The organism is Amycolatopsis palatopharyngis (assembly GCF_003385185.1).
Classification (GTDB): Bacteria; Actinomycetota; Actinomycetes; order Mycobacteriales; family Pseudonocardiaceae; genus Amycolatopsis; species Amycolatopsis palatopharyngis.
Genome location: NZ_PQHZ01000042.1, coordinates 1 through 18,077, shown reverse-complemented (window position 1 = coordinate 18,077; position 18,077 = coordinate 1). Strand labels below are relative to the sequence as shown.

17 protein-coding genes, 1 tRNA gene and 1 pseudogene are annotated in these 18,077 nt (G+C 66.7%); 12 read left to right on the top strand and 7 right to left on the bottom strand.

All coding sequences use genetic code 11. The features are described from left to right. Positions 1 to 129 precede the first annotated feature (129 nt). The 5 genes from D0C15_RS25660 to D0C15_RS25640 all read left to right on the top strand — a co-directional run bounded on the left by D0C15_RS25660 (position 130) and on the right by D0C15_RS25640 (position 4,176). Entirely contained in the window at positions 130 to 1,098 is a 969-nt protein-coding gene (locus tag D0C15_RS25660; protein WP_116050381.1) for a hypothetical protein, read from the top strand. 86 nt (positions 1,099 to 1,184) lie between these two features. Then, positions 1,185 to 1,502, top strand: coding sequence for a hypothetical protein (locus tag D0C15_RS25655; RefSeq protein WP_116050379.1), 318 nt, complete (start codon positions 1,185 to 1,187; stop codon positions 1,500 to 1,502). Continuing rightward, positions 1,502 to 3,256 carry an alpha/beta hydrolase gene (locus tag D0C15_RS25650; protein WP_116050377.1) on the top strand — a complete coding sequence of 585 codons (1,755 nt, stop codon included), beginning with the start codon at positions 1,502 to 1,504 and terminating at the stop codon, positions 3,254 to 3,256. The genes D0C15_RS25655 and D0C15_RS25650 overlap by 1 nt, the downstream gene beginning before the upstream one ends. Further along, on the top strand, positions 3,241 to 3,846 hold the full coding sequence (locus D0C15_RS25645) for an LppA family lipoprotein (RefSeq protein WP_162830255.1): 606 nt from the start codon (positions 3,241 to 3,243) through the stop codon (positions 3,844 to 3,846). The genes D0C15_RS25650 and D0C15_RS25645 overlap by 16 nt, the downstream gene beginning before the upstream one ends. Before the next feature lie 51 nt (positions 3,847 to 3,897). Further along, a complete protein-coding gene (locus D0C15_RS25640) occupies positions 3,898 to 4,176 on the top strand; it encodes a DUF2277 domain-containing protein (RefSeq protein WP_116050373.1) in 279 nt (92 codons plus the stop codon). A 55-nt stretch (positions 4,177 to 4,231) separates the two neighbouring features. Here the strand turns inward: D0C15_RS25640 and D0C15_RS25635 are convergent, their stop codons facing one another. Next, complete coding sequence (locus D0C15_RS25635) at positions 4,232 to 5,179, bottom strand: SEC-C domain-containing protein (RefSeq protein ID WP_162830254.1); 948 nt, start codon at positions 5,177 to 5,179, stop codon at positions 4,232 to 4,234. A gap of 134 nt (positions 5,180 to 5,313) precedes the next feature. On the opposite strand from D0C15_RS25635, the gene D0C15_RS25630 reads away from it, so the two are divergent. Continuing rightward, positions 5,314 to 6,099, top strand: coding sequence for a DUF427 domain-containing protein (locus tag D0C15_RS25630; protein ID WP_116050369.1), 786 nt, complete (start codon positions 5,314 to 5,316; stop codon positions 6,097 to 6,099). Between the two features lie 46 nt (positions 6,100 to 6,145). On the opposite strand, the gene D0C15_RS25625 is transcribed toward D0C15_RS25630, so the two are convergent. Together D0C15_RS25625 and D0C15_RS25620 are read right to left on the bottom strand one after the other, a co-directional pair. Next, positions 6,146 to 6,230: transfer RNA gene (locus D0C15_RS25625), tRNA-Ser, on the bottom strand. A 21-nt stretch (positions 6,231 to 6,251) separates the two neighbouring features. Continuing rightward, positions 6,252 to 6,728: a MarR family winged helix-turn-helix transcriptional regulator gene (locus D0C15_RS25620; protein WP_116050367.1), complete on the bottom strand. Its 477-nt coding sequence runs from the start codon at positions 6,726 to 6,728 to the stop codon at positions 6,252 to 6,254. A gap of 575 nt (positions 6,729 to 7,303) precedes the next feature. Here D0C15_RS25620 and ypfJ point away from each other — a divergent pair. Then, complete coding sequence (gene ypfJ, locus D0C15_RS25615) at positions 7,304 to 8,221, top strand: KPN_02809 family neutral zinc metallopeptidase (RefSeq protein ID WP_116050366.1); 918 nt, start codon at positions 7,304 to 7,306, stop codon at positions 8,219 to 8,221. 77 nt (positions 8,222 to 8,298) lie between these two features. Here the strand turns inward: ypfJ and D0C15_RS25610 are convergent, their stop codons facing one another. After that, positions 8,299 to 9,834 (bottom strand): M28 family metallopeptidase, encoded by a 1,536-nt coding sequence (locus tag D0C15_RS25610; RefSeq protein WP_116050364.1) that lies wholly within the window; start codon positions 9,832 to 9,834, stop codon positions 8,299 to 8,301. 219 nt (positions 9,835 to 10,053) lie between these two features. Between D0C15_RS25610 and D0C15_RS25605 the strand changes: the two genes are divergently transcribed. Next, positions 10,054 to 11,031 (top strand): NAD(P)H-quinone oxidoreductase, encoded by a 978-nt coding sequence (locus tag D0C15_RS25605; protein ID WP_116050362.1) that lies wholly within the window; start codon positions 10,054 to 10,056, stop codon positions 11,029 to 11,031. 3 nt (positions 11,032 to 11,034) lie between these two features. Here D0C15_RS25605 and D0C15_RS25600 read toward each other — a convergent pair whose 3' ends face one another. Further along, complete coding sequence (locus D0C15_RS25600; RefSeq protein ID WP_116050361.1) at positions 11,035 to 12,234, bottom strand: cysteine desulfurase-like protein; 1,200 nt, start codon at positions 12,232 to 12,234, stop codon at positions 11,035 to 11,037. 192 nt (positions 12,235 to 12,426) lie between these two features. Between D0C15_RS25600 and D0C15_RS25595 the strand changes: the two genes are divergently transcribed. Further along, positions 12,427 to 12,999, top strand: coding sequence for a bacterial proteasome activator family protein (locus D0C15_RS25595; RefSeq protein ID WP_116050360.1), 573 nt, complete (start codon positions 12,427 to 12,429; stop codon positions 12,997 to 12,999). Positions 13,000 to 13,153: 154 nt separating this feature from the next. Here the strand turns inward: D0C15_RS25595 and D0C15_RS25590 are convergent, their stop codons facing one another. Beyond that, positions 13,154 to 14,437 (bottom strand): polysaccharide pyruvyl transferase family protein, encoded by a 1,284-nt coding sequence (locus tag D0C15_RS25590; protein WP_116050359.1) that lies wholly within the window; start codon positions 14,435 to 14,437, stop codon positions 13,154 to 13,156. Between the two features lie 184 nt (positions 14,438 to 14,621). On the opposite strand from D0C15_RS25590, the gene wzm reads away from it, so the two are divergent. From wzm to glfT1, 3 genes are all read left to right on the top strand, one after another. After that, positions 14,622 to 15,503, top strand: a complete 882-nt coding sequence (wzm, locus tag D0C15_RS25585) for a galactan export ABC transporter permease subunit Wzm/RfbD (protein WP_245976232.1) — start codon at positions 14,622 to 14,624, stop codon at positions 15,501 to 15,503. A gap of 51 nt (positions 15,504 to 15,554) precedes the next feature. Further along, complete coding sequence (wzt, locus tag D0C15_RS25580; protein ID WP_116050357.1) at positions 15,555 to 16,370, top strand: galactan export ABC transporter ATP-binding subunit Wzt/RfbE; 816 nt, start codon at positions 15,555 to 15,557, stop codon at positions 16,368 to 16,370. 78 nt (positions 16,371 to 16,448) lie between these two features. Next, positions 16,449 to 17,363 carry a galactofuranosyltransferase GlfT1 gene (gene glfT1 / locus D0C15_RS25575; protein WP_116050356.1) on the top strand — a complete coding sequence of 305 codons (915 nt, stop codon included), beginning with the start codon at positions 16,449 to 16,451 and terminating at the stop codon, positions 17,361 to 17,363. 60 nt (positions 17,364 to 17,423) lie between these two features. Here the strand turns inward: glfT1 and D0C15_RS34290 are convergent. Continuing rightward, a pseudogene (locus D0C15_RS34290) lies at positions 17,424 to 18,077 on the bottom strand (hypothetical protein); the annotation flags it as partial.

The window sequence follows — 18,077 nt, the reverse complement described above, 5'->3', positions numbered from 1 at the left end:
CGGATCACATGATCAAGGAAGTTGCTCGGGCGCAGGGCTTCGAGTACGCCGGTCCCGGCTCCACCGGCAACGGCGTCCGGGCATTCAAGTTCACCCGACGTCCGCCCATAAGACGAAAGGCCCCTCGCAGTGTCCGATGAGCTGCTCAACACCATCACGATCTGGATTTTCGTGCCGTCTATGACGGTCATCGTTCTTGTGCAGCTCTCGCTGATCATTGGTCCCACGCGTGGCCATCGCCGGCGGCGCCGGGTTCGGCAGCTGGAGCGGCTGGAACAGGTTCGTGCCGCGCATCAGGGGCAGGATCTGGAAATCGACTGGATCGACTACAAGGAGATCCCCAAGTCCGAGATTCTCGACGTGCTCGGGAAACACGGCTGGCAGTTCGTCGATGAGCAGATCGGGGGCCAATCCTGGCTGCTGCGCTTCTCGCTACAGCCTGCTTCCCGCCGGATGCCCGACTCCCGAAAGCGGCTACACGAGGAACTCGCCGCAGCCAAGCCTGACGTCGAAGGCCGCTATCACCTCGATACCAACGAATATTTGGACGTGCCGATGGCGGAGATCGGGCGCGCCATCCGTTCCGCGGGGTGGAACGTCGAACACCTCTCTCCCGAAAGTCCCCGCAGCGCGGCCGTCATCACTCGTCCCGGGACAGTCACCACCAGCTACTCAGGTGGCCCGTTCGCAGGCACCAGCACGCCCGACGAACTGCGTGAGGATCCGGTAGTCGCAGCGCGCGCCGCAGAGATCGAACGGGAGAAGGGCTTCGATCCGCTGTCCCAGGTCGCTCTCAATCGTGCCCGGGAACGCCACAACCACTGGGCCAAGAAGTTCGGCAGGCAGGTCAGGCTCGCCAGCTTCTACTGGCTGGTCGGGCCGATCTTGCTTCTCGCCACTCTGGCCACCCAGCGCCCTGGCAAGGACGAGTTCCTCGTGATGCTCGTCATCTCGCTCATCCCGATCGTCCTCGGTGGTATTGCCACCTTCAAAGCCGTCCGCATCCGACGGGCACGCAAGGCCGAGATCGGCGATGTCCTCGCTGCCTACACGGAACTCGACAACCTGAGCCGAACGCGCCGAGCGAGCCGTACGTAGGACTACTCAAGTTTGTCCGGACCGCTCGCCGCCAGCGAGGAGTCGTGCCATGGTGTTCTCGACCGGTTACTCGGGGAGGGGTCCGGATGAGCGGCTACAAGGCCGAGATCGAGGCCATTCACAATGCGTCGGAGGCAGCAGCGAGTGCCGCCCAGCAGGCGCGTGCCGTGGAGCTGACGGATGGCGCTATCGCGCTCGCCACCGCACTCCCCGGTGGCCGAGCCGCATCCGCAGCCACGACACTGGCGGATTACTGGCAGAACCAGTTGACGACCTGGACGAGTGCCATGGGCAGCTACTCCGAGAAGCTCGGGTCGGCCGCCGAGAGTTACAGCAAGCACGAGGACGCCGCCGAGGCGGACTTCCGGCAGATCACCCCGAGCGGCAGAGCGAGGCCGGTCTGATGGTGAGCTGGGTCGACGTGCAGCGCTGGGACATCGACAGACTCGGTGCGGCTGTCGACAAACTGAACAAGTACTGCGACACGCTCACGGAACTGAACGACGAGGTGACCACCTCCTCGGCGCCACGAGAGTGGCATGGCGGAGCATCGCACGCGGCAGCCAGCAACCTCGGCACGCTCACCGACGATCTGGACGGACTTGTCGCGGGCGTCGGCGCAGTCAGACGTGCCGCACACGAGGCAGAAGGAGCCGTGAACGCACTCCTGCAGGCCATTGCCGAGGCCAAGGGACTCGCCGCCGCGCATGATTTCGTGATCAACGCCAGTGGTGCGGTCCAGTCCGTGAGCCCTGTCCCGGCGGCCGACCTGCCACCCGACGTCGTCGCCGAGCGGGACCGGGTCCAGGCCGAGGTCGCCGATCGGGTGGAGCAGATCCTGCGCAGGGCCGATGACGTCGACAACGACATCGCAGACGTCATCGGCAGGGCGATCCTCGGCACGATCAGCGAAGGCGACTCAACGACCCTCGCCCAGGCCGCTGAAGCAGGAGCTGCGCAGGGCGGCCTTTCAGTGCTCGGGCCGCCGCAGGGCGGCACGCCAGGCGACAACTCGGGCTGGTGGGCGTCGCTGTCCGAGGCCGAACGGCGTCAGATCCTGCGTGCCCACCCGGAATGGATCGGCAATCTCGACGGCGTCCCGGCGAAGTACCGCGACGAAGCCAACCGCGCCCGGCTGCCGATGGAGCGTGCCCGCCTCGAAGCGGAGGCGCAGCGACTCCGGGAGGAACTCGACGGCAACCTGTTCGGCGGCACATTCAGCGGCGCCGACGACCGGCTCGCCGAGGTGGAGGCGAAGCTGGAGTCGCTGAACGCGATCGAGACCGTGCTGTCCTTTCCCGACCGTCACCTGTTGAATCTCGACCTGTCGGACTCCCGAGCAGAGGCCGCGATCGCGAACGGCGACGTTGATACCGCAGATCACGTCTCGGTATTCACGCCAGGCTTCACTTCGACCGTGGATGGGAGCATGGAGCGGTACGACCAGAACCTCAACGACTTGCGCCTCCAGACCGAAGACGTTCTCAAGACGACAGATCCCGGCGCCACCGTGGCCACGGTGACCTGGATCGGTTACCAAGCTCCCCAGGCCACCCTTGAAAGCGTGGCCGGTCCTGGCTCCACGGTGCTCGGCGAGGAAGCAGCCCGGGCTGGCGCGAAGGAGCTCAACTCCTTCCTCAACGGGCTGGACACGGCGAGGACGGCGGATGCTCACCTGACCGCGCTCGGACACTCCTACGGATCACTCACCACCGGCCTTGCGCTGCAAGACAGCTCCGGAGTCGACGATGCGGTGATGTTCGGCTCCCCTGGTCTCGGCACCGGGAGCACCTCGGACCTGCGGGTTCCGGACGGACACGTCACTTCGATAGAGGCCAACGAGGACATGGTCGCCGACATGGGCCGTAGTGGCCATCTCGGTGAGGACCCGAGCACGATGGAGGGAATGCGTCACGGCGAGACTGGAGCTGTCGGCGCAGAGCGCAACATTTTCGGCAAAGGTCTGGTGGAAGTAACGGGACACAGCGGATACCTGACCCCCAACAGCACCAGTCAGTACAACATGGCGGTAATCGTCGCGGGAGAACAGGACCTGGTGATCGAGGGAAACAACACCGACATCGGCGATGCACTGGGCCAGACGGGCCGCGACTTCGCCCACGAAACCTGGGAGATCATGCCGTGGAACTGGGGCTGACTCGTGCACCACTGCGGAAGCTCGCGCTTGCGGTGGTACTGACCGGACTTCTATCCGCTTGTGTCTCGGAGGGCAGCAACATCAACGACGACCCCAACGCCGGAACCCAACAACAGCAGTACGACACGCTGCTGCAGCGTCCCGACATCGAACAAGTTACCGACACCTACCAAGCCGCACTTGACGAAATAAAGGGGACTCTCGCCAAGAAGTTCGGCCTGCCGGAGTGGGAACATGGGCCGTACCGAGAAATTGGGGAAGCTGCGTGTGGATTCGACTTTCCCGATGTCGACGGAAGACAAGGCATCACTAGGACAATCAGCGGAGGATTCAGCCGGTCCACTATTCCGGACGATCGGTGGGAAGAATCCGTTCAGATCATCACCGAGATCGCCAACAAGTACGGATTCAAGGGGCCCGAGCGCGTAGCGGACAAGCCCGGCAACCGGGAGATACGGTACTTTGACGCCGCCGGGAGCCGTCTCTCGTTCGGGCAGGTCAAGAACATGTCCATCAGCATCAGCACCGGCTGTCACTTGACTCCGGAAGCCCACCAGCGTGGCGGCCCGCCGCCGGAGGAAACCCGCTGACCTGCGGTCGAACCTCTCGCAGTTGCGCTTCGCACCTCGTACGCTCGTGTCATGTGCCGAAACATCACCGCTCTGCGTGGTCTTGAGCCTGAAGCGACAGCTGAGGAGATCGAGGCTGCCGCTCGCCAGTACGTTCGCAAGGTCAGCGGCGTTCAGTCGCTGTCGGACAGCACCCGTGACCCGTTCGAGGCCGCGGTCGCCGAGGTCACGGCGACGACCACCCGGCTGCTCGCCGAGTTGCCGCCCCGCCGGCAGCCGCCGAAGACGGTCCCACCACTTCGCCGCCCCGAGGTGCAGGCGCGGATAGCCGCACGGGCCAGCAACACGTAGTCATCCCGCAGGTCCGTGGTCGCACTTTCCCGGGAAAGTGCGAAACCAGGTCACGTCAGTTGGTGAATCCTGGTGCCCCGCAGCACTTCTTGTACTTGTGCCCGGAACCGCACCAGCACGGCTCGTTGCGACCGGGAAGTCGAACGATCGACCTCCCGGTGTGGTTCAACTCGGCCGCGTAAGTTGCTCTGGCGGAGGCCTCGGCGCCGTCGAGACCACTGTCCGCGACAAACTCGGCGAAGTGCGCGGCACTCCCTGTCGCCACCGTGGGCGACGTCCCGGAACGGGCGGCTCGAACCTCCCGCTCGACCTCGCGCCGGTGTTCGAGATGCGGATCCTCTTCGTCCCGCAATCCCGGATAGCCCTCTGGCCACCGGCGTCGGTACTCCGCCAGTTCCGCGGGTGGCCAGTACAGAACGGCGTGGCGGGCAGGCCGCCGCGTCTGTGCCTCGGTGTTGTCGTCCTCGGCCAAGTTGGCATTGAAGCTTTCGTGGGACTTCTCCCACAGCTCATCCCACTCGTCGGCGGGTTGGCCCATCGCCTGCCGGACCCGCTGCCTGGCGGCGAAAAGTGCTGGCAGTGACATGTCCTTGGCCAGCGCGTCCCCCGTGGGCGCGGCGCTGGTGTCGATCGAGCGCATGATTCCCCGGGTGTACCAGCGCAGTGCGGTCGCTGGGTCATCGAGTGCGAACTCGTAGACCTCACCACCGTCCACATGCGTCAGACCACCCAGCTCGTGGTCCCGCCACACCTGGTCCAACAGTTCGTGCGCCCGATCCGTCTCCGCCACCCCGAGCAGGAAGGTCGCATAAGCGATCCGGGGATCGGAGAACGTCCTACCGTCGGCATCGAGTACGTGCTCGAACAGCTCCCGTGCGCGCTCGTCGTTGCCCGCGATGTGCCAGGTCTCGGCCGCTTCGAGCAGGTACTGCCTGCTCTCCTCCGGCTCTTCCGCCGCAGCCCGCTCAAGGTCGCGGGCCGCGTCCTCCCGTGAAATGTTCACGGCGCCACCGTAGATGCTCACGCTAGGTGATCGCACTTTCCCGGGAAAGTGCGATCACCACGCACTCGGCGAACCGCGGCTGCCAGGTCGATGATGGTGGTGATGTTCGCATTCCCAGCCACGGAGGTCGCCCGATGAGCCTGACCATCTCCGACGGGCCGCTGTCCAGGCGCGCTCCTGACACGACCAACTACACGATCTCGGGGCCGGCACACAATCTGTTGATGCACCCCTTCCCCCGGCGGGTACGGGCCGAGTTCGGCGGCGAGACCGTAGCCGACTCGACGCGCGGGATGCTGCTGCACGAGACCGGCCTGCTGCCGCAGCTGTACTTTCCCGAGGAGGACATCCGCGCCGACCTCCTCGAACCCACCGAGCACACCACGCACTGCCCGTTCAAGGGCGACGCGAGCTACCGGACCGCCCGCGCCGGCGGCCGGGTCGCGGAGAACGCCGTGTGGAGCTACCCGCAGCCAACTGCCGAGGCACCATGGTTGGCGGGCTATGCGGCGTTCTACTGGGATTCGATGGATGCGTGGTGGGACGAGGACGAACAGGTCCACGGACACCTGCGCGACCCCTACCACCGGGTGGACGCCCGCGTCAGCAGCAGACATGTCCGCGTCCTCGACGGCGACCAGTTGCTCGCCGACAGCGACCGGCCGCTCCTGTTGTCGGAAACCGGCCTGCCGAACCGCTTCTACCTGCCACGCGCCGATGTCCGGATCGAACTACTGAAACCGACCGAAACGGAATCCGTCTGTCCCTACAAGGGAACCGCCACCTACGTGGGCCGCGACGGACAGGACCTCGCCTGGATATACGAGCGCCCGTTGGAGGACGCGACCAAGATCGCGGGCCACGTCTGCTTCGACCCCGGCAAAGTAAGGGTCGAGGTCGACGGCGCACTCGCCAGCTGACCACCCCGGTACCCGCACTTTCCCGGGAAAGTGCGGGTACTGACTGCGGAAGCGGAGGGATTTGAACCCCCGGTGGGTTGCCCCACGCTCGCTTTCAAGGCGAGTGCATTCGGCCGCTCTGCCACGCTTCCCTGGGTGTCGAGGGTAGCCCCTCAGCCATCAAGCTCCGTCAGGTGTTCGAGTACCCGGGAGAACGCCTCCCCCATCGCCACCTTCTCCTCCGTGGTGAGCAGATCGATCAGGTGCTTGCGCACGCCTTCCACGTGGGTCGGCGCCGACTGTTCGAGCACCGCGAAACCGTCGTCGGTCAGCTCGGCGACCACACCGCGCTTGTCCTCCGGGTCCTTCACCCGCCGCACCACGCCGTCGGACTCCATCCGGCCGACCTGATGTGAAAGCCTGCTCTTGGTCGAACCCAGCATGCTCGCCAGCTCGGTCATCCGCATTCGCCTGTCCTCGCGCGACGACAGGCAGACGAGGACCTCGTAGTCGGTGAGCGACACGTCATGTCGTTCCGCGAGGTCCCGGTGCAGCCGGTGGCGAAGCATCAGTGTCGAGACGATGTAGGAGCGCCACGCGCGCATCTCGGTTTCGGACAGCCAACGCACATCATCATGCACACTGCTCATTTCGCGAGCCTAGAACCTTCCTGTCGGCGACACCTGGTTCGGGACATCTGGCACTGCTTCACTCGATCATGAGCGTGTTCGTCAAACTGCGCCCAGACGAGGGATATCGAAACTGTTGTGACTTGGGTCTCAAAAGCGCATCCTGAACAGGACGGAGGACTTCGCCCGAGCCCAGGCACGACCACCCCGAGAGGTGCCGGTTCGGCTGGTCCAACCGGGAAAGGGAGCGGTGGTGCTGTGACCAATGATCCTTTGCGGTTGACTGCCGGTTGTGACCCCACGGCTGAGGCGGCATGATCCCGGCCCAGTCGTGATTGTGAGCAGCTCGGGTTTTCACCAGTGCGCTCGGCATTCCACCGTGCACGACGGCGTTGTTCCAGCCGGTCTCGGCGTGGCTTCTGCGCCCACGCCAACTGTGCTATTCGCCGGCCCGGTGCGCGGTCGACCGCAGTATCCGACAAACAACCTCGGTAGTCCTGGGTGCGGCGCCTGAACCGGCAGCCGCACCCAGGCTGTTGTCTGGGCAACGACGGATAGCCTGACGTGATCGTCGGCGAGGGCGCGAAGGAATTCCCGTGAGATTCAACGAAGGTGCCGGGCTGGACGTTTCCCAGGTGGAAGACCTGCGGGGCAGCGGTGGTGTCGGCGGACGCGTCGTCGCGGGCGGGGGTGGGCTCGGCGTGGTCGGGCTGGTGATCTACTTCCTCCTCGCCCAGTTCGGCGGTGTCGACAGCTCGGGCGTGGCCGGGTTCGGGCAGCTCGGCGAAGTCGGCGCGGGCCAGCAGGTGGACAACGGCGCACTCGAACAGACCTGCCGCACCGGGGCCGACGCGAACAGCAACCACGACTGCGCGATCGTCGCGACCGTCAACTCGATCCAGGACTACTGGAGCGACCAGTTCGCTCGTTCCGGCCGCACATACCGCGAGGCGCCGACGAACTTCTTCACCAGCGGCGTCAGTACCGCCTGCGGCACGGCAGGCTCGGACGTGGGGCCGTTCTACTGCCCCACCGACGCCGAGGTCTACATCGACCTGACCTTCTTCGAGGAGCTGCAGCAGCGATTCGGTGCCAGGGGCGGACCGTTCGCCGAGGCGTATGTGCTCGCCCACGAGTACGGCCACCATGTGCAGAACCTGCTCGGCACGTCGGCGCAGGTACGCGGCGGGAGTGGGCCAGAGTCCGACGGCGTCCGGCTGGAACTGCAGGCCGACTGTTATGCCGGGGTCTGGGCCAACCACGCCACCACCACTCCGACCGAGAACGGTCAACCACTGATCGTCGAGATCACCCGCGAGGACATCGCGAGCGCCCTCGACACGGCCGCTCGCATCGGTGACGACTTCATCCAGCGTGAACTCGGCGGTGGAACGGTTGACGAGTCCAGCTTCACCCACGGAACCTCGGCACAGCGCGAACAGTGGTTCACGACTGGATACAACACGGGCGACCCGGCCCGCTGCGACACCTTCGGCACCCGCGATCTCGGCTAGCCCACGGGGCGCCAGGATGTCCCCAATGTGGCATTCGGGACGTTGAACGTCCCCAATGCCACATTGGGGTACTCCCGCTAGCGCAGTTCCGCGTGCGGGTCGCCCGCGGTCTGCGCCGTGAACGCGCGCTGCGCGGCCCGCTGCTGAGCCGTCGCCTTCTTGCTCTTCGCCTCGAACGGCGAGACGCCGTTCACCTCCTCGGTGCTGATCGCGTACCGAGCCGTCACCCACGCGAGGGCGTCGGCGTTGCGGTCCAGCGCCGTACGGTCCACGTTGCCCAGGTTGTCGCACTCCTGGTGGTAACACGGGTCGTACGCGACATCCGCGCGTCCGCCCCACTTGGCGGCCTGCGCCTCGGTCTTGATGCCCTCGGCGCCGGTGAACAATCCGCCTGCCGGGATACCGACGGAGATGAAGCGGCCGTAGTCCGAGCGGCCGGAGAAGTCGGTGCCCTCGGTCGGAGTGCCGTTGCCCTCCAGGTACTCGACGAACGCGTTCTCGATCTGTGCCGAGCCGTACGGGCCGGCGCCCGCACCCTCACCGTCGGAGTCGTCACCGTCGTAGACGAAGAACGCCGCGTTCGGCGAGCCGATCATGTCGAAGTTGAGGTACATCGAGATGTCCAGCTGCTGCTCGAACGTCAACTGGTCGACGTAGTAGTTGGAACCGACGAGGCCGAACTCCTCGGCGCTCCACCATGCGAAGCGGACCGCGTTGTTCACCTTCGGGCTGCCGCCCAGCTGCAGCGCGGTCTCCAGCAGGCCGCCCGAGCCGGTGCCGTTGTCGTTGATACCCGCGCCGTGGGTCACGCTGTCGAGGTGCGCGCCGGCCATCACGACGTTGTCCTTGCGACCGGTCTTGGTCTCGGCGATGACGTTGTAGGTGGTGCGCTCCTCCTGCAGTGCCCGCAGTTCCAGCGTCACCGACGTGCCGTCCTGACCGGTCAGCGACTCACCGGCCGCCTTGCTGATGCCACCGGTGGGGATGCGCGCTCCGTCCGGATCGCCCAGCGTTCCGTTGAGGTCACCGTCCACGTTGTTGTAGATGACCGCGCCGACCGCGCCGGCGTCAGCCGCCGCCGCCTGCTTCTGCGCGAACGAGCAGGCGCCTCGCTGGATGAGCGCGATCTCGCCGGTCACATCGCCGTAGTCACCGACCTCGCAGCCCGGAGTCGCGTCCGGCTCGATCACCGCGAGCGGTGCCGTGATGCCGTCCTCGGGGGTGGAGGGGCTGTAGCTCATGATGATGATCGGCACGTCCGTGCCACCGGCGGTCAGGCTCTCGGCCAGCGTTTCCGTGTAGGTGAACGGGAACTCCTGCCTGGTGACGTCGTATCCCGCAGCCTCCAGCTTTCCGGCGACGTACTCGGCCGACCTGGCGTGCCCGGCGTTGCCCGCCGCACGGTTTCCGCCACTGCTGTCGGAGATGCGTTGCAGGGCGATCAGGTGCCGATTGATTTTGCGGGCGTCGACCTTCTTGACCAGTTTCTTGGCCAGTGCGGGCCCGCTCGGCGCGGATGGCGACACCGCCGCTGCGGGGGTGCTGGTGAGCACCAACCCCGCACAGGCCGCGATCGCGACCGCAGGCGCGAGTCTTTTCCTGACGGATGACATAGAAAGGTTCTCCTTCTCGCAGGATCCGGACGGGTGCCAGTCACCTCCCCGACACGGTGAGTCGCGCCCGGTAGCCGAACACCTTCGTTCGTTTCCACTGCTCGGTCAAGGGTCATTCGGAGGCATTACGACGGGTAAGTACAGACCGTTACCAGTCGGCAATCGTTGCCCGCGCGATCGACGCGGCGACCCGCTCTGCCGGCCGATACAGTCGGACCCATGTTTGCCATCACCATCCGTGAGCCAGGCGGCCCCGAGACCCTGGAATGGACCCAGGTCCCCGACCCGGTGCCCGCGCCGGGCGAGGTGTTGATCGACGTGGCGGCAAGCGCGGTCAATCGGGCCGACCTGTTGCAACGGCAGGGTCTCTACCCGCCGCCCAAGGGCGCCAGTGAGGTTCTCGGGCTCGAATGTTCCGGCACCATCGCCGAGCTCGGCGACGGCGTCCAGGGGTGGCAGGTGGGCGACGAGGTTTGCGCACTGCTCGCGGGCGGCGGGTATGCGGAGAAGGTCACCGTGCCCGCAGGACAGCTGCTTCCGGTGCCCAGCGAGGTGGACGTGCTGGCCGCGGCGGGCCTGCCCGAGGTCGCCTGCACGGTCTGGTCGAACGTCGTGCTGCACGCGGAACTCGGCGAGGACGAGGTGCTGCTCGTACACGGCGGCGCGGGGGGCATCGGCACCCACGCGATCCAGGTGGGCAAGGCGCTGGGCGCCACCGTTGCGGTGACGGCGGGTTCGGCCGAACGCCTCGAGCGATGCAGGCAGCTCGGCGCCGACATCGTGATCAACTACCGGGAGCAGGACTTCGTCGAGGAAATTCGCGCCCAGACCGGAGGTGCGAACGTCATCCTGGACAACATGGGTGCGGCATACCTTGGCCGCAACGTCGACGCGCTCGCGACCGGCGGCAGGCTGGTCGTCATCGGCATGCAGGGTGGCGTGAAGGGCGAACTCAACCTCGGCAAGCTGCTCGGGAAGCGGGCCAGTGTCGCCGCCACCGGACTACGCACCCGTCCCGATGAGGAGAAGGCGGCAATCGTCAGCGCCGTACGTGAGCGCCTGTGGCCGCTGGTCGAGCAGGGCACCGTGCTGCCGGTGATCGATCAGGTGGTGCCGATGGCGGAGGCTGGTGACGCGCACCGGTCCCTGGACGAGGGTGGCGTTTTCGGCAAGGTCCTGCTCGCCGCCCGGTCCTGAGCGTTACCGGAGTTCCTCGAGGACGCGCAGGAGCTGGTTGATTTCGAAGACGTTGGAGTAGTGCGCGAGGCCGATGCGCACGGCACCGCCGACCTCGCCGACACCGAGCGAGGCGAAGACTCCGGTGGATCCGTCGTCGGCGAAGGCGCACAGGCCCTGGGATGCCAGGTACTCGGCGACCTCCGGGGCTTTGCGTCCAGCCAGCGTGAACGCGAGCGCGGGGATCCGCCGCATCGCGTCGCCGATCACCATCACGTGCCGCAGCGAACGCAGGTCGGTGGAGAGCTGCGCCAGCAGACCCGCGTGGTAGGACTTCGCCGAGCCCAGCGAGGTGACGAGCCGGTCGCGGCGTGACCCGGTGGCGGCGTCGTCCAGTCCGGCGAGGTAGTCCACCGAGGCGATCAGCCCGGCGAGCAGGGGGTATGGGTGCGGGCCGAGTTCCAGCCTGCCGGGGCCGCGCACGTTCGACTCCAGCGCAATCGACGGCAGTCGCTCGATCATCTCCGGATCCCGGAAGACCAGCGCGCCGACTGAGGGCCCGCCCCAGGACAGCGCGGACACGACCAGCACGTCGGCACCGAGCGCATTGAGGTCCAGCGGCACGAACGGCGCGGCGTACGTCGCGTCGACGACCACCGTGGCTCCGACACGCTTGGCGAACTCGGCAACGGTCGGCACATCGGGGCGCGTGCCGACCGACCCGGACGCGGCCGTGATCGCAACGGCCTTCGTACGCGCGGAAACCAGGCTCTCGTACTGCCAGGCGGGCAGCTCGCATGTCTCGATGTCGATCTCGCCCCAGCGCACCACCGCGCCGACCCGCTTCGCCGCCTGCAGCCAGGGGGCGAGGTTCGCCTGCTCGTCGAGCCGGGAGACGACGACCTCGTCCCCGATGGTCCAGCGGTCGGACATGACGTCGGCGAGACGGCGGAGCAGGACCGAGGAGCTCGGCCCGAGCACGACGCCGGCAGGGTCGGCACCGACCAGGTCGGCCACTGCCTTCCTGGCCGCCGTCACGATGCTCTCCGCACGCTGTGAGGCCGGAAACGACCCACCGGGACCGGATACCGGAGCGCGCATGGCCGTTGACACGGCCGAGGCAACCTGCTCCGGCACGAGCATTCCGCCTGCGCCGTCGAAGTGAATCCAGCCGTCACCCAGTGCGGGAAACAACCCACGAATCCGAGCGACGTCAAACGCCATGAGCACACCGTACGGGCGTGTTGTTTTCCCCTCACGCCGGGGTTGACCTGGTGAGTACGGTCTGCGACCGCCCCGGTTACGGTGGGAGATGCCAAGGCGATCGGAGCCAAAGCGTGCCATTACTCGATCATCAGTGGGGTGCAGCGGGACGTATGCTGCGAACCACCGCGAAACCAGGCCAGGATGGAGAACATGACCGAGCCTAATTCGCCCAACTCCGGCATATCCGGCGCGTCTGACGCCGAGCAGTCCCACGTGGTCGTCGTCGGCCCGGACGGGTCACCGGTGGGCACCGCACGCATCGCCTCGGCCGAGGAGGCCGAGCAGAGTGAGACGGTCGGCGACCTCGTCGAGGAGCCCGCCAAGGTCATGCGGATCGGCACCATGATCAAGCAGTTGCTCGAGGAGGTCCGGGCGGCACCGCTGGACGACGCGAGCCGCAACCGGCTGCGCGAGATCCACGAGACCTCGATCAAGGAACTGGAACAGGCGCTGGCACCCGAGCTGCAGGACGAGCTGGAGCGGCTGGTGGCGCCGTTCACCGAGGACAGCACGCCGTCGGATGCCGAACTGCGGATCGCGCAGGCGCAGCTGGTCGGCTGGCTCGAGGGCCTGTTCCACGGCATCCAGACGGCGCTGTTCGCCCAGCAGATGGCGGCGCGGGTGCAGCTGGAGCAGATGCGCCGTGGTCTACCGCCCGGCAGCTCCGCAAGTGCCGCCGAACAGCCTGGCTCGGGCATCGGCAACACGGGCCAGTACCTCTAGCCCCTCCCGCACCTGGGTTGGTACGTCTGCAAGTACACCCAAGCAAGATCGACTGGGTCGTTAACTGCTACCAAGTGACCGTCGCTTGGTAGCAGTTAACGACGCTCCTGATCTTGCTTGGGTGTACTTGCAGGCGCTCCTACCCGCGCACTGGTCAGGGGCGCCTGAAGCGGGAAAGGTGGCGGCGGATACGGCCCGGGCCTGGCTCGGGCTCGCTCGGAGCCAGGTCTGCGTCTGGTTCCGGTTCGGGTGCCGATTCCGGTTCGGGCTTTGGTTCGGGTTCACGCAGGATCGGGGCGTAAATGGCCCTGGCAAGCGCGATTTTGCCCGCCCGGAACCGGTCCACATCGCCCACGGCGAACCCGCCTGCGCTGGGCCTTTCCGGCACTTCGGACAGGTCCTCGACCAGGGTCCAGTTCGATCCGAGGTCGGCCAGTGAGCGGTGCTTCGTGGCGTAGTAGTCCGGATGGACGGACACCGCGACCCCACTGGCCCCGGCCGCGGCTGCCATCAGGTGCGGATGGAACCGCGTGGTGATCCAGGTCTGCTCGGGCGACACCGGGAGGCCACTGCCCCACACCTCGGGGAACGGATAGAACCGTGCGCCGGGCAGATCCCGTTCGAGCAGCAGGTACACCTCACGGTCGGCCCGTGGAATTCCCTCGACGACTCCGACGTTCGCCGGGTCGATCTTCCAGGAACGCAGCATCGAGAGCACGGCGCCCGCGAGCCTGCCCGCGCCGACGTCCACCAGGTCGGACTGCAGACACAGCATGACCTCGGGCACGTCGCCCTCGGCGTACAGGCCCTGGGCACGGCCGGCGAGGAACGCGTCGTCAACGCCCATTCCGATGTCCAGGAGCTCGGCCGAACCCTGGTCCCTGACCTCCGCCACATCGAACTGCTCCACCAGCGTCCGCAGGAGCGGCGCCGCGTCGTCGCAGACGGGCAACAGCCCCTGACCGGTCATCGCCGCGCGTGCCCCGGAACGCGCCTTGGCCGCGGCCACCCCGGCGAGCAGCCCGATGTGCTGCGGCCACAGCTTGTTGATGTAACCACCGCCCAGCACGTGCAGTACGTCCACCTTGCCCAGCAGGTCGATCCCGTGGAACCAGCGCGGCGCGACGCCCGGATTGTTCACCGCGTCCCGTACCCACGCCGCGACCTGCCAGGGATCTTCCGACTGTGCGTCGGAGCACAGTCGCCAGAGCGTATCGGTGAAGCGGACGCGAGGATGCAGATCGGACAGCAACATGGTGCTGGGCCCTGGCGAGTGAGTGTCGACCCAGACGTCCGCATCCGGCGCGACGTCGGCGAGGTAACGCAGCCATGAGGCGGCGATCAACTCGTCCCCGTAGTTCGGAAAGCCCGCAGGGGCGACGAGGTAGTACACCGGCCGCCGGAATCTCTCCGCCTGCGCGTCCGTCACTGGGTCCATGGCGGAGAAAACTACCAGTTCGTGTCCTCTTTATGAGGGTTTCGGTTCTGCTCCGAAGGCCATTTATCCGCCTACCGGCGGGGTCCGGCGAGCTCCTGCACACACCGCAGTACCCTCATATCTCGTGCATGCCACCAGCACCGTTTCGGCGGGCGGCGATAGGGCCGCGTCCGCCTCGGCAACGATCAGGGTCAAGTCCGACAGCCGCTCCTGGGCGCGCGCGTTCGCCGACCTCAAGAACGGATTTCAGCAGCGCGAACTGTGGAGCCATCTCGGCTGGCAGGACATCAAACAGCGCTACCGCCGGTCCGTTCTGGGTCCCTTGTGGATCACCATCAGTATGGGCATCACGGCACTTGGTCTCGGCCTGCTGTACTCACAGCTGTTCGGCTCGGAGATCGCCGCGTTCCTGCCCTACATCACCACGGGCTTCATCGTCTGGCACTTCATTCTCGGCTGCCTGACCGAGGGCGCCGACACCTTCATCTCGAACGAAGGCCTGATCAAGCACCTACCTGCGCCGTTGTCGGTCTACGTGCTGCGCACCGTATGGCGACAGATGATCATGTTCGGCCACAACATGGTCATCTACGTGCTGGTGATCAGCGTCTTCTGGAGTGAGATCTCCAGGCCCGGTTACGTGATCACCGAAGGCGGGATCCCCCAGCCCGGCCTCAACTGGAGCGCGCTGCTCGCCATCCCGGGCTTCGCCCTGATCGCGATCAACGCCGGATGGGTCGTGCTGCTCTTCGGTGTTGTCTCGACTCGGTTCCGAGACATCCCGCAGGTCATCTCGAGCCTCATCAACCTGCTGTTCTTCATGACGCCGATCGTCTGGTCGACCGATATCCTGCAGAAGCGATTCGGGGACACGGTGAGCTGGCGGAACCTGATCGCCGAACTGAACCCGATGTACCACTTCATTCAGGTAGTGCGTGCGCCAATGATCGGCAACCAGCAGAGCTGGCATCACTGGGCGGTGGTGGGAGGATTCGCCATCGTCGGCTGGGCCCTGGCGCTGGTCGTGCTCCGCAACTACCGTGCCCGCGTCTCGTACTGGGTGTGAGGACGATGAAGAACTCAGGGTCGCGTGCCCGGAAGAGCGAGTGTGAGTGACATGGTCAGCATCGACGTCTGGAACGCCTCGGTCGATTTCCCGATCTTCGACGCGAAAAGCCGCTCGCTGAAGAAGAAGGTCCTCGGCAAGGTAGGCGGAAAGATCGGCACGCAGAGCCGCGTGCCGGTGATCGAGGCACTGCACGACATCTCGGTGTCGATCAACGAAGGGGATCGGATCGGGCTCGTCGGGCACAACGGGGCCGGCAAGTCCACCCTGCTCAGGCTGTTGTCCGGGATCTACGAGCCGACCAGAGGGTCCGCCAGAATCGTCGGCAGGGTCGCGCCGGTTTTCGATCTCGGTGTCGGCATGGACCAGGAGATCTCCGGGTACGAGAACATCATGATCCGCGGGCTCTATCTGGGGATGACCCGGAAGCAGATGGAGAAGCGAGTCGACGACATCGCGGACTTCACCGAGCTCGGCGACTATCTGTCCATGCCCCTGCGCACGTACTCCACTGGTATGCGAGTGCGCCTCGCGCTCGGCGTGGTGACATCGATCGACCCGGAGATCCTGCTGCTCGACGAGGGCATCGGAGCCGTCGACGCCGCGTTCCTGAACAAGGCACGTGACCGCCTGGTCGACCTGGTCCGGCGTTCGGGGCTGCTGGTGTTCGCCTCGCATCAGGACGATCTGCTGCTGGAGCTGTGCACCTCGGCCATCTGGATGGACGAGGGCAACATGAAGATGCAGGGCTCACTCCGCGACGTCCTCACCGCGTACAAGGGCAAGGACCCGTTCGAGAACCTCAGCGCCGAGGCCGCGGAGCGAATCGTCGCCGACAACTCGGTATCGGCCAAGGGCGGGGACTGACATGAGCGACCGGCACCGTGACCGAGCAGGGCACGGCACTGAGCGATGTGCAGCCCGCCGGCGAATGAGGCAGCAGACATGAGCCGCGAGCCCGAGGTGGCGCCGCTGGGCGCGGGTTCCGTCGTGGCCGTCGTGGTCACCCGGCACCGTCGCGAACTCCTTGCCGACTCGTTGAAGGTCATCGCGGCCCAGACGCACCCGGTCGATCAGCTGATCGTGGTCGACAACGGACCCGACCAGTCCGCACGCGAGGTCGTGGAAAGTGTCCCGCTGCCGTGCACCTACCTGCCGTCGCACCGCAATCTGGGCGGAGCGGGCGGTTTCGCGCTCGGCATGCTGCACGCGTTGGCGCTGGGCGCGGACTGGGTGTGGCTCGCGGACGACGACGGCAGGCCAGCCGACGAGAACGTTCTCGAGATTCTCCTGGACGAGGCCGATAAGCGAGGACTCGCCGAGGTCTCCCCCGTCGTGTCCAACATCGACGCACCGGACAAGCTGGCGTTCCCCCTGCGCAGAGGCCTGACGTGGAAGCGATCGACCGCTGAGCTCGGCGAGGACTTCCTGCCGGGTATCGCGTCACTGATGAACGGCGCACTGTTTCGCGCCTCGACCCTAGACGTGGTCGGGGTGCCGGACCTGCGGCTGTTCTTCCGAGGGGACGAGGTGGAACTGCACCGCAGGCTGGTGCGCTCCGGTCTGCCCTTCGGGACCTCGTTGAAGACCTCGTATCTGCACCCGAACGGATCCGACGAGTTCAAGCCGATGCTCGGCGGGCGGTTCCACGCGCAGGACCCGGAGAACGAGGTCAAGCGCTATTACACCTACCGCAACCGCGGCTACCTGCTCTCGCAGCCCGGCATGCGCAAGATCGGTGCGCTGGAGATCATCCGGTTCGGGCTGTACTTCGTGGGCGTCAAGCGTGACCCGAAGGCCTTCGCCCAGTGGCTGCGTCTGGTCCGGCAGGGTCGCAAGGAGAAGTTCTTCCGCTACTGATCGCGACCGGCCCGCCGGGATCCGGACCGCATCGCGATCAGGGGATCCCGGCGGCCGGAGTCACTCGCCGATGACCGGCGGGGCCGTGCGCTGGTCGGTGCCGAACACCTCGTCCGGGTCACCTTCGAGCAGGTAGGTCGGACGCTGGTGGTCCTCGTCCTCGCCGCCCTTACCGCCACGGCCACCACCCATGCCCGCGCCCATACCGCCGCCCATGCCACGGCCACCGGCCGCACCCATGCCACCGGCCCCACCGCGTCCAGCGGCGGCTTCCGCCGCGCCGACACCGCCGGGTTTCGCCGCGCCGGAGGCCGGACCGCTACCCGCACCGGCTCCCGCTCCGCCGCCGCCTCCAGGACCGAAACCACCGCCACCACGGCCGATCTTGCTGTTGTAGTCCGAGCCACCGCCCGCTCCACCGGCGCCGCCTGCCATGCCCATTGGCATGGGGCCCATGCCGCCGAACCCGCTGGTGTTACCGCCGCCGCCTCCGGAGCGTGGCCCGCTGAAGTTCGGCTGCTGGTAGCCGGAGGGGCGTGTGCTGCCGACGGGAACGGAACTCGTGCCGACTCCCGGGGCCCGCGTGACCGGCGGGGGCATCGGCGTGGGCGTGTAGCCACCGCCACCGCCGCCACCACCTCCACCGGGGATGCCGCCACCCCCGGCACCACCGCCACCCGGCGGGATCGAGGCGTTCGGAATGGACCCCTGGCC